The 12,073-nt window shown below is 59.8% G+C and carries 7 protein-coding genes and 1 pseudogene; 3 read left to right on the forward strand and 5 right to left on the reverse strand.

All coding sequences use genetic code 11. From position 1 onward, the window contains the following. Positions 1-184 precede the first annotated feature (184 nt). A pseudogene (locus tag AC1DLB_RS01895) lies at positions 185-2,054 on the forward strand (autotransporter outer membrane beta-barrel domain-containing protein). A 79-nt stretch (positions 2,055-2,133) separates the two neighbouring features. Here the strand turns inward: AC1DLB_RS01895 and AC1DLB_RS01900 are convergent. After that, positions 2,134-3,747 (reverse strand): pyruvate/oxaloacetate carboxyltransferase, encoded by a 1,614-nt coding sequence (locus AC1DLB_RS01900; protein ID WP_477784531.1) that lies wholly within the window; start codon positions 3,745-3,747, stop codon positions 2,134-2,136. An 11-nt stretch (positions 3,748-3,758) separates the two neighbouring features. Further along, positions 3,759-5,174: an acetyl-CoA carboxylase biotin carboxylase subunit gene (locus AC1DLB_RS01905; RefSeq protein ID WP_477784532.1), complete on the reverse strand. Its 1,416-nt coding sequence runs from the start codon at positions 5,172-5,174 to the stop codon at positions 3,759-3,761. Positions 5,175-5,364: 190 nt separating this feature from the next. Here AC1DLB_RS01905 and AC1DLB_RS01910 point away from each other — a divergent pair, with 190 nt between their 5' ends. Continuing rightward, positions 5,365-6,327: a LysR family transcriptional regulator gene (locus AC1DLB_RS01910; RefSeq protein WP_018927370.1), complete on the forward strand. Its 963-nt coding sequence runs from the start codon at positions 5,365-5,367 to the stop codon at positions 6,325-6,327. Here AC1DLB_RS01910 and AC1DLB_RS01915 read toward each other — a convergent pair. The 3 genes from AC1DLB_RS01915 to AC1DLB_RS01925 all read right to left on the reverse strand — a co-directional run bounded on the left by AC1DLB_RS01915 (position 6,269) and on the right by AC1DLB_RS01925 (position 10,572). Then, positions 6,269-6,481, reverse strand: a complete 213-nt coding sequence (locus AC1DLB_RS01915) for a PA3496 family putative envelope integrity protein (protein ID WP_019020903.1) — start codon at positions 6,479-6,481, stop codon at positions 6,269-6,271. The two genes, AC1DLB_RS01910 and AC1DLB_RS01915, sit on opposite strands and share 59 nt — an antisense overlap. A gap of 215 nt (positions 6,482-6,696) precedes the next feature. After that, entirely contained in the window at positions 6,697-7,563 is an 867-nt protein-coding gene (gene hexR / locus AC1DLB_RS01920) for a transcriptional regulator HexR (protein ID WP_477784533.1), read from the reverse strand. A 135-nt stretch (positions 7,564-7,698) separates the two neighbouring features. Beyond that, positions 7,699-10,572, reverse strand: a complete 2,874-nt coding sequence (locus tag AC1DLB_RS01925; RefSeq protein ID WP_086945221.1) for an EAL domain-containing protein — start codon at positions 10,570-10,572, stop codon at positions 7,699-7,701. 259 nt (positions 10,573-10,831) lie between these two features. On the opposite strand from AC1DLB_RS01925, the gene AC1DLB_RS01930 reads away from it, so the two are divergent. Then, on the forward strand, positions 10,832-12,073 hold a 1,242-nt coding region (locus tag AC1DLB_RS01930; RefSeq protein WP_477784534.1), incomplete at its 3' end, for a UvrD-helicase domain-containing protein.

Below are 12,073 nucleotides of genomic sequence, written 5' to 3' on the forward strand. Positions count from 1 at the left end.
TGTCCTGATTCACTGTAAGAAAAAGCGCCCAGTTCAAATGGGCAAAAAACAGCCGCCCTCAAGCGGCTGGCTATTTTCTACACAACCTGCTGACACCCCCCGCAGGCCCGCCGGAAGCAGCTGACATCGGCACCTATAGCCTCACTTTTAGAGTTTGGCCTCCCATCAAAAGAGGCCGTACTCGATGCCCGTTCAACACAAATACCGACCACAACACCTGGCGCTGGCCATTGCGCTTGCGCTGGGTTGCGCCGAATTTTCAAGCGCCCAACAACTACCCGCGCAAGCTGAGGCGACGAATATCGCTGAGGTAACCGGGCAGCTTGATACTGAGCCGCACCCGCTTACCCGGCTTCTAGCCTTTATCGAGGCGGACACCACCTTTCAAACGGTGATTGATGCGCCGCAGCCCGCTCGGCGAGGTACTTCCCTGAGACCGGAAAATAGAGATGACCTCATCATCGTCAAAAATGGTGGAAGCTTCGAAGGTCGGGTCGATGGCGGCAAAGGAACCAACGTCATACAGCTTGATGCAACTGACGGTGGCCGATTGGGGAATACCCGCAACTTCAACGGCCTGTATGTTTCGCAGGGATCCTGGACGCTGACCAGTACCGGAGATTTCAACAAGGGTGTGGTGGTGCTCGATGACGGCATCCTGACCAATGACGGGAAAATCGAAGGTGGGGCGATTACGGTCGGAAAGCTCTTCAACAATGGCGACATCAAAGGTCATGTAACAGTCGCGCACGGCGGTACTTTTGCAGGTGCAGGCACCGTCGGTGGCCTGGATGTCTCCGGCCGCGTCAACGTCGATGGATTGCATGGCGCCCCAAGGGTCAAAGGCAATTTGAACCTGTCCAACTCAGCCATCCTGGCCTATGAGGTCAACCCCGACGGCCGTCACGAAACGATCAAAGTCGACGGCACCGCCAGCCTCGGCAATGCCACCCTGAAAATCGTCGCAGTATCGGGTGACTATCCGCAAACCACCCAGTACACCATTATCGAGGCCGACAAGGTCGATGGGCATTTCGGCAATATTGAAAACAATCTTGCATTCATGACGGCCACCCCGGACTACAGCGACGAAAAGGCCGTCCGCCTGACCTACGCTCGCAACGAAGTGCCTTTCGAGAGTCTCGCAACCAACAAAAACGGTCGGGAACTCGCCCGCAGTATTGAAGAACCCAAAGCCAGTCCGACGGCGCAGACACCTCCCAATACCGCGAACGCCGCTGTCACGGCCCTGCTTGCCTCCACCACCGAAACAGCCTCCCAGGCCATCGACCAGCTGGACGGCGGCAACAACGCCAACCTTGCGAAAGCGACCCTGAACAGTGACAGCCCAATCAGCGCGACCATGCTCTCGGCCATGCGTCAGCTGCACAGCACCAGTAGCTACAGCAATTCCACCAGGCGCAATGCGCCACGCCTGGCCGCCGGCAGCGAAGACAATGGCCGAGTCYGGCTTCAAGCATTGGGTCACGGTGGAACGCTGGATCGCGACTACGACGCTCTGAAACACACAACCCACGGTCTGGTACTGGGAGCTGATTGGGGCCCGTTACGATGCCAACACCCAGCAGGCCTTTGCGGAATTGGGTTACAACCTGGGGCGGACGAACGTCAGCATCGAACCGTTTGCCAGCCTGGGCTACCAGCGCTATCAACGCGACACTTACACGGAAAAAGGTGGCGCTGCGGCTCTGAAGGTACACGGTCAAACGCAGAACAATTTGAACAGCACGTTCGGCCTGCGGCTGGCGAAGCTCAACACTCTGGATAACGGCATGCAGCTGACGCCACGGTTCAGTGCCGGCTGGAAACATACTTACGGGGACGTCTACAGCGATACCCGCCAACGATTGGTAACGGGCGGAAAAAACTTCACCGTTTCCGGTGCGCCGCTGGATCGTGACAGCCTGCTGGTCGATACAGGGCTGGACCTTGGATTGTCAGCAAGACACACCCTGGGCATCGGACTCACTGGCGAGATCGGCACCGACAGCCGTAACCACGGCGTGACGGGTCAGTGGCGAATGAGTTTCTAACAGCCACAAACCCAGTGCGAAAAAAAAAGGGGAGCACATGCCCCCCCGAGGTTTAAAGCGGTATATCGAGGCTGTTAACTCAGCCTTCGATCTCGATCAGGATCTCGCCCGGGTTCACCCGGTCGCCCTTGGCCACGTGGATGGCGGTGACTTTGCCGGTGATGGCCGACTGGACTTCGGTTTCCATCTTCATCGCCTCGGTGATCAGCACGGCTTGGCCGGCTTTCACGGTGTCGCCTTCCTTGACCAGAACGTCGACGATGTTGCCCGGCATGGTGGTGCTGACGTGGCCCGGTGCAGTGGCTTGCTTGCGCTTGCTGCTGCCGCCGCTGACGAACTCGTTGAGCGGTTCGAACACCACTTCTTCCGGCATGCCGTCGATGGACAGGTAGAAGTGGCGTTTGCCTTCAGCCTTGACGCCCACACCAGTGATGTCGACGCGATAGGTTTCGCCGTGAACGTCGATGACGAACTCGGTCGGCACGCCTTCACCACCGGCCGAAGCCACACCCTCTTCGCTGCCGATGGCCTGACGACGCAGCTTTTCGTTCACAGTGCCCGGCGCCTTGCCGTAGCCGCCTTGCAGGTAAAGCTTCACTTCGTTGGTGATGGTCTTGTAGCGCTCGCCGGCCAGCACGTTGAAGAACGCCTGGGTGCCGACGATTTGCGAGGTCGGGGTCACCAGCGGCGGGAAGCCGAGGTCTTCGCGAACGCGCGGGATTTCAGCCAGCACTTCGCTCATGCGATTCAGGGCGCCCTGCTCTTTCAACTGGTTGGCCAGGTTGGAAATCATCCCGCCCGGAACCTGGTTGACCTGCACGCGAGTGTCGACGGCAGTGAACGCGCTTTCGAACTGGTGGTACTTCTTGCGCACGGCGTAAAAGTACAGGCCGATCTCTTGCAGCAGCTCCAGGTTCAGGCCGGTGTCGAACTCGCTGCCTTTAAGGGCGGCGACCATCGATTCGGTGCCCGGGTGGCTGGTGCCCCAGGCGAAGCTGGAGATCGCGGTGTCGATATGGTCGGCGCCGTTTTCGATGGCCTTGAGTTGGCACATCGCAGCCAGGCCGGCGGTGTCGTGGGAGTGGATGAACACCGGCAGCGATTGCTCGGCCTTCAGTGCCTTGACCAGTTCACCCGTGGCGTACGGGGTCAGCAGACCGGCCATGTCCTTGATCGCCACCGAGTCGCAACCCATGGCTTCCATTTGCTTGGCTTGCGCCACGAAAGCCTCGATGGTGTGCACCGGGCTGGTGGTGTAGGCGATGGTGCCCTGGGCGTGTTTGCCGGCAGCTTTCACCGCTTCGATGGCCACGCGCAGGTTACGCACGTCGTTCATGGCGTCGAAGATACGGAACACGTCGATGCCGTTGACCGCGGCCTTGGCGACGAAGGCTTTGACCACGTCGTCGCTGTAATGGCGGTAGCCCAGCAGGTTCTGGCCACGCAGGAGCATTTGCAGGCGCGTGTTAGGCAACGCGGCGCGCAGTTGGCGCAGACGCTCCCACGGGTCTTCTTTCAGGAAKCGTACGCAGGCGTCGAAGGTCGCACCGCCCCAGACTTCCAGCGACCAGTAACCGACTTTGTCGAGTTTGTCGCAGATCGGCAGCATGTCTTCGGTGCGCATGCGGGTGGCGAGCAGCGATTGATGGGCGTCGCGCAGGATTGTGTCGGTAACGTGGATTTGTTTGCTCATTGTTCTATTCCTCACAGGCCTGCGTGGGCGGCGATGGCGGCGGCGATGGCCAGGGCCAGCTCTTCGGGTTTGCGCTTGATCGAGTAGTTGGTCAGTTCAGGGTGGCTTTCAACGAAGCTGGTGTTGAACTGGCCGCTACGGAATTCCGGGTTACGCAGGATTTCCTGGTAGTACGCGGCGGTGGTCTTGACCCCTTGCAGACGCATGTCGTCGAGGGCCCGCAGGCCACGGTCCATCGCCTCTTCCCAGGTCAGCGCCCAGACCACCAGTTTCAGGCACATCGAATCGTAGAACGGCGGAATGGTGTAGCCGGTATAGATCGCTGTGTCGGTGCGCACGCCGGGACCGCCGGGCGCGTAGTAACGGGTGATCTTGCCGAAACTCGGGAGGAAGTTGTTTTTCGGGTCTTCGGCGTTGATCCGGAACTGCAGCGCGAAACCACGGTGCAGGATGTCTTCCTGTTTCACCGAGAGCGGCAAACCGGATGCGATGCGGATCTGCTCGCGAACGATGTCGATGCCGGTGATTTCTTCAGTGATGGTGTGTTCCACCTGCACCCGGGTGTTCATCTCCATGAAGTACACCTCGCCCTCGGCGAGCAGGAACTCCACGGTACCGGCGTTCTCGTAACCCACGGCCTTGGCTGCACGAACCGACAGGTCGCCGATGTAGGCGCGCTGTTCCGGAGTCAGTTGCGGGCTCGGAGCGATCTCGATCAGCTTCTGGTKGCGRCGCTGSAKCGAGCAGTCAYGCTCGAACAGGTGCACCACGTTGCCGAAGCTGTCGCCGAGGATCTGCGCTTCGATATGTTTCGGGTTTACGATGCATTTTTCCAGGAACACTTCCGCCGAACCGAAAGCCTTGGTGGCTTCGGAAATCACTCGCGGAAAGGCTTGTTCGAGTTCTTCGCGACTGTTGCAACGACGAATGCCGCGTCCGCCACCACCGGAGGTAGCCTTGAGCATCACCGGGTAACCGATGCGGTCGCCTTCGGTCAGGGCCTCTTCGATGCCCGACACGTTGCCTTCGGTGCCCGGTGTGACCGGCACGCCGGCCTTGATCATGCTGCGGCGCGCTTCGGTCTTGTCGCCCATGCGGCGAATGACTTCCGCCGACGGGCCGATGAATTTGATTCCGCGTTCGGCGCAGATGTCCGCCAGCTCGGCATTTTCCGAAAGAAAGCCGTAGCCGGGGTGCAACGCATCGCAACCGGTTTCCAYCGCCAGGTTCACCAGCTTGCGCGGGTTCAGGTAGCCGGCCAATGGCTCGGCACCGATGCTGTGGGCCTCGTCCGCACGCTTCACATGCAAAGCATGACGGTCGGCGTCGGAATAGATCGCGACCGAGCGAATGCCCATTTCGGCGCAGGCGCGCACGATTCGTACGGCAATCTCACCACGGTTGGCAATCAGGATCTTTTTTATCACTTGGAGGTTCCCTTGAGCCGGTGGCACCCACGACCCGATTAGACAGGTCGACGCGTGACCAAATGTTTCAATTCAGTCGCAGCTCCACACTAGCTGTCGCAAGGGATTAACAAAAATGAATAATAATTGGGTCAGACATAAGCAAAGACTTATAGTTGAGTCATCGACCTTCGCTCAGGATTTATAGAAAATGCGTAAGTCATTGATGCGTATGACATTGCGTCAATTGCAGATCTTCAATGAGGTGTGCGATTTAAGGTCCTACAGCCGCGCTGCCGACGAAATGTCTCTCACACAACCTGCCGTGAGCCTACAGATTCGTCAACTTGAAGAGCTGATCGGTCAGCCCTTGTTCGATTATGTCGGCAAAAAACTCTACATGACCGAGGCGGCCGAAGCGCTGCAGCGCGCCAGCCGGGACATTTTCGGGCGCCTGGAAAACCTCGATATGCAGCTGTCGGACATGCAAGGCTCATTGCAAGGTCAGCTGAAACTGGCGGTGGAGTCCAGCGCCAAGTATTTCGTGCCGCATCTGTTTGCCGCGTTCAAGCGCCAGCACCCGGAAGTGAACCTGCACCTGACGGTGGTCAACCGTGGCCAGGTCATCCGGCGCCTGTCGGATAACCGTGATGATCTGGTGATCATGTCGATGGTCCCCCAGGACATGGGGCTGGAATTCCTGCCGTTCCTCAACAACCCGATTGTAGCCGTGGCGCCACCGGATCATCCGCTGTGCCACATGGGTCCATTGCGCTTGCAGGATCTGGAACCCTACACGCTGCTGCTGCGCGAACCCGGTTCCGGCACGCGACTGGCCTGCGAGGAGTATTTCAAAGAGAAGCGCGTGCACTTCACCCAGACCCAGGAGGTCGCCTCGGCGGAAGCTCAGCGTGAATGCGTGCTGGCGGGTCTGGGCCTGGCGCTGCTGACGCGCCACGCCCTGAACCTTGAGTTGGCGACCGGTGGCCTGATCGAGCTGCCGGTCGAAGAGCTGCCGCTGCTGCGTAGCTGGTGCCTGGTGCAGGCCAAGGCCAAACGGCTATCGCCGGTGGCCCACGCATTCCTTGCGTTTATCCGCAGCGAACGAGCGCAAATCAGCGCACTGGTTGAGCGTTTCGACGGGAAGTTACCGGTGCTGCCTGCCAGTAGTTGAGTTCGAGGTCGTCGGGAAATTCGCCGATTTCGGCCAGAAGCTGGCGGCGTTCGCAGCGATCTTCGATGGCGCGGCGAAATTCCATGCGGCGCTGGTCTTCTTGCTGACGACGGGTTTTGACGGCGCTGTTGCGTTCTTCGTAGGGCTGGGCCATTTCGAGTCTCCCAAGGCGAGTACGGGAGTTTCAAGATAGGCGCGAGGGATGACGGTTTGGCGGCGGGAGGGTTACAGAACGATGAAACTCACTGGCTGACCGCGAACCTGTGGCGAGGGAGCTTGCTCCCGCTGGGTCGCAAAGCAGCCCTAAGATTTTGCGACTGCTGCGCAGCCGAGCGGGAGCAAGCTCCCTCGCCACAATTCCAGCCAGAATCAATCGTCCAGCGCTTTTACTGACTTTGGCGACAACCGCAAGCTGCGAAGGCTGCGCTTGACGCTTTTCAAGTGATTGACCAGGCTCGGCCCACGGGCCATGGCCACGCCCATCGCCAACACATCGATCACTACCAGGTGGGCGATGCGCGACGTCAGCGGCGTGTAGATTTCAGTGTCTTCGTGCACGTCGATCGCCAGGTTAACGGTCGACAGCTCGGCCAACGGTGTCTGGCTCGGGCACAGGGTGATCAGCGTGGCGCCGCTTTCGCGCACCAGGTTGGCGGTGATCAACAGGTCCTTTGAGYGACCGGACTGGGAAATGCAGATCGCCACGTCGGTCGGCTTCAAGGTCACCGCCGACATCGCCTGCATGTGCGGGTCGGAATACGCCGCCGCAGTCAGCAACAAACGGAAGAACTTGTGCTGGGCATCCGCCGCCACCGCACCCGACGCACCGAAGCCGTAGAACTCGACACGCTGGGCCTGGGACATCGCGGTCACGGCCTTCTGCAACGCTACCGGGTCAAGTTTCTCGCGAACTTCCATCAGGGTATGCAGGGTGGTGTCGAAGATTTTCAGGCTGTAGTCGGCAACCGAATCGTCTTCATGGATCGCGAATTGCCCGAAGCTCGCGCCGGCCGCCAGGCTCTGCGCCAGCTTCAGTTTCAAATCCTGGAACCCGGAGCAACCGATGGCGCGGCAAAACCGCACGATGGTCGGCTCGCTGATGCCTACGCTGTGGGCCAGGTCGGCCATGGAACTGTGCATCACCGCCGCAGGATCAAGCAGCACGTGGTCGGCGACCTTGAGCTCCGACTTGCGTAACAGGTGGCGTGACTGGGCGATGTGTTGCAGCAGATTCAAGGGGCTGGACTCTTTGTCATTGGCAGGTGCCGGGGATGTAGCACGCTTGTAGTTATACTACATGAATCGGCTTTTTGCCTGCTCAATGCATAACTCAATGTCCCCATATCACGCGACATATGCTCCATGTAGCACCTACGAGGTTTTTTCGTCCGCGCGCAACAGCTCAGCCAGGTCTGCAGCCTCAACCGGACGGCTGATCCAATAACCCTGCACTTCATCGCAATGCTCGACCTTCAGAAACTCCAGCTGCTCCGGCCGTTCGACGCCTTCGGCCACCACTTTCAACGACAGGCCGTGGGCCATGGCAATGATCGCCCGGGTAATCGCCGCATCTTCACTGCTCTCCCCCAGCCCACGGATAAATGCCTGATCGATCTTCACGTAATCCACAGGAATACGTTTGAGGTAGCTCAGAGACGAATACCCGGTACCAAAATCGTCGATCGCCAGCTTCACCCCCAGATCGCGCAATTGCTGGAAGGTCGCGATGATGTGCTCGACGCTGTCCAGCAACTGGCTTTCGGTAAGTTCCAGCTCCAGATAGTGCGGCGCCAGACCGGTTTCCTCCAGCACCTGGCGCACCAGGCTGACCAGTTTCCCCTGACGCAGCTGATGCACCGACAGATTGACCGACACCCGAATCGGCTCAAGCCCCTGACGTTGCCATTCGCAGGCTTGCCAGCAGGCCTGACGCAAGACGAACTCGCCGATAGCGTTGATCAGGCCGGTTTCCTCGGCCAGACCGATGAAATCCCCCGGCGGTACCTGGCCAAGGGTCGGGTGATTCCAGCGCACCAGCGCTTCGGCGGCATTCAACCGGCCGGTGGCGAGGCAGAGTTTCGGTTGATAAAACACCTTCAACTGCTTTTCTTCGATGGCTTTGCGCAATTGGTTCTCAAGCTGCAAACGCTCGAGCGTGCTGGCCTGCAGGCTGTCGGTGTAGAACTGGAAGTTGTTGCCGCCCAAGTGTTTGGCATGCTGCATGGCCATGTTCGACTGGCTGACCAGCGCGGAAATCTCCCGTGCGGTGTCCGGCAACAGGCTGATGCCCATGGACGCGCTCATCACCAGTTCATGCCCCTCGACAGTGATCGGCAAACGCAGCTTGGTCGACAATCGGGTCGCCACGCGCGCCAGGCTCGACAGGTTGCCGTAGGCGTCGAACAGCACCGCAAATTCATCGCCGGACAACCGGGCGATGGTGTCCGCTTCCGGCAACGCATTGACCAACCGCCGGGCCATTTTCTGTAACAGCTGATCGGCGATTTCGTGGCCGAGGCTGTCGTTGAGCAACTTGAAGCGATCCAGATTGATGTGCAGCAGCGCCAGGCTGCGCCGACCGCCCTGACGCACCCGCTGATGAGCCTCGCTTAGTCGTTCACGGAATAACGAACGGTTGGCCAGCCCCGTGAGCTCGTCGTAATGGGTGAGGTAGCGCATACGCTCTTCGGATTCACGCCGAGCGGACAGATCAGCGAAGAAGCCGACGATATGACTGACATTTCCCCGCAAATCGCGTACGGCATTCAGTTGCAGCCACTGCGGATACAACTCGCCATTCTTGCGGGTCTCGACCAACTCGCCCTGCCAACTACCGTGCTGCTCCAGCGCCTGACGAATCGCCGCGTAATGCCGACGGGCGTCGCGGCTGCAGGGCAAATCGACCACGTTGCGCCCGAGCATGTCATCGATTTCATAGCCAGTTACCCGACTGAAAGCCTGATTGACCGCGATCAGTGCGTAATTCGGGTCGAAAATCACGATGCCTTCGCTGGCCGCCTCGAACACCGTCGCCGCCAGTTGGCGCTGTTCTTCCAGGTGCTTGCTGGCACTGATATCGCGGCGGGTGCCGACCATGCGGATCACCCGGCCATTTTCACTACGCTCGACCGCTCGACCACGGTCCTCGATCCAGACCCAATGGCCATCGCCATGCCGAACGCGGTACTCGATCTGATAATCCTCGGTGCGGCCCTTCAAATGCTCGACCAGCGCCCGCTTCAGCGCTGGCAAGTCGTCGGGATGCAGCCTCGGCTTGAGGTGGCGGAGCATTGCCGTCACGTATTCCGGCTCCAGCCCGAACAACTCCTGGAGCTGAGTGTGATGAACTTCGTCGGTCTGCAGGTTCCAGTCCCACAAACCGAGCTCACTCGCTTTCAACGCCAGCGCCAGCCGCGCTTCGCTCTTGCTCAAGGCCTGGTTGGCCGCATCCAGCTCCAGACTGCGTTGGGCAACCCGGTTTTCAAGGTCGACCTGGGTTTCGCGCAATTCTTCTTCGGCGCGACGACGCTGGTCGATTTCCTTGGCCAGTTCGTGATTGAGTTGCTCGCTGCGACTTTGCGCTTGCTGCAAGTGTTCGATCAGCGCCTGATTTTGAAAACGCCGCAACAAACCCTGATCGATCAACCGATTGACCTGCCAGGCGACCACGCTCAACGAGCCCAGAAGAATCAGCCCGAACCAGCCCCAGCCCTGCTCCTGTTCATCGCCGCCCCAGAACAGATAACCGATGGCGGGCAACAGACAGGGCAAGGTAAAGGATAGAAATGCTGGCAGGCTGACCGCATAAGCGACGCTGGCCGAAAGGGCTGCGGCGCCGATCAGACCGAATACCCAGGCTTGCTGGATGAAATTGTCAGCGGGCACCAGCGCGATGCCGGCACCGGCCAGGGTCAGGCCGGTCATCGCCGAACCGAGCAGAAACATGCGACGCCAGATCGGATGGGCCTGACGGTTGGGAATCGCCGAATCGAAGGCCGCGACTTGAATCACCCGCAACGCCACCAGCGACAATAACCAGACCAGCCAGACACTGACCACGAAGTAGCGTTGCGGGCTCCAGAGCAACCCGGCGCAGACCAGACCGTTGATCAACATGAAAAGCGTCGGCAAGAGCGAGCCCTGGTACAGCAGACGCGTGCGTTCGACCGCCATCTCCATGGCGTACTGTTTGCGGATAGCCCGAGGCTCCACGGAGGGGCCCGACAGGTCGGAGCTGAGGGTCATAGGCGATGTTCTTGTTCTTATAGTTGAGCATGCGAGCCCGAATTGTGGACGGAGCATACACAAGCAAATGCCCGGACCAAACTGCCTCAGGTCATAAAATAGACAAAAGTTTTAGTCGCCCGCATCCGGGGTAAAAGCCGCCAGGCGAGCCCCGCCCCTGCTTGCAGCCAGTGACCGACCGGTCGTCATCGGTGCTTCTTTCATCGGCTAATGCAAAGCTCGGTTTGCCCGGTGTGACGTCGCACCCTAGAATGCCCCGATGCGCGATGATCTCTCCCTTCTGCTGAACTCCCTCAACGATGCCCAACGCCAGGCCGTAGCTGCCTCCGTGGGTCGTCAGTTGGTCCTGGCCGGTGCTGGCTCCGGTAAAACCCGAGTGCTGGTGCACCGTATCGCCTGGTTGATCCAGGTCGAAAACGCCTCGCCCCACTCCATTCTGTCGGTGACCTTCACCAACAAGGCCGCTGCCGAGATGCGTCATCGCATCGAGCAGCTGATGGGTATCAACCCGGCCGGCATGTGGGTCGGCACCTTCCACGGCCTGGCGCACCGCTTATTGCGGGCGCACTGGCAAGAGGCGGGCCTGAGCCAGACCTTCCAGATTCTCGACAGCGACGACCAGCAACGGCTGGTCAAGCGGGTGATCCGCGAGTTGGGCCTGGACGAGCAACGCTGGCCGGCCCGGCAGGCCCAGTGGTTCATCAACGGGCAGAAAGACGAAGGTCTGCGTCCACAACATATTCAAGCCAGCGGCGATCTGTTCCTGGCGACCATGCGCAGCATTTATGAAGCCTACGAGGCTGCGTGCCTGCGTGCCGGCGTCATCGACTTCTCCGAACTGCTGCTGCGCGCCCTCGATCTGTGGCGCGACCACCCGGGGCTGCTCGCCCATTATCAGAAGCGCTTCCGGCACATTCTGGTGGACGAGTTCCAGGACACCAACGCCGTGCAGTACGCCTGGCTGCGTCTGCTGGCCAAGGGTGGCGACAGCCTGATGGTGGTCGGCGACGACGATCAGTCGATCTATGGCTGGCGCGGCGCGAAAATCGAGAACATCTATCAGTATTCCGACGACTTCCCGGATGCCGAGATCATTCGTCTGGAGCAGAACTACCGCTCCACCGCCGGAATCCTCAAGGCCGCCAACGCCCTGATCGCCAACAATACCGGGCGCATGGGCAAAGAGCTGTGGACCGATGGTGGCGAAGGCGAAGCGATCAATCTGTACGCCGCGTTCAACGAACACGATGAAGCACGCTACGTGGTTGAAACCATTGAAAGCGCGCTGAAAACCGGCTTGGCTCGCAGTGATATCGCGATTCTGTACCGCTCCAACGCCCAATCGCGCGTTTTGGAAGAAGCCTTGCTGCGCGAGCGCATCCCGTACCGCATTTATGGTGGTCAGCGCTTCTTCGAACGGGCAGAAATCAAGAACGCCATGGCGTATCTGCGTTTGTTGGAAGGTCGTGGCAACGACGCGGCCCTTGAGCGGGTGATCAAC

The sequence above is a fragment of the Pseudomonas sp. 05N434 genome (genome assembly GCF_056396965.1).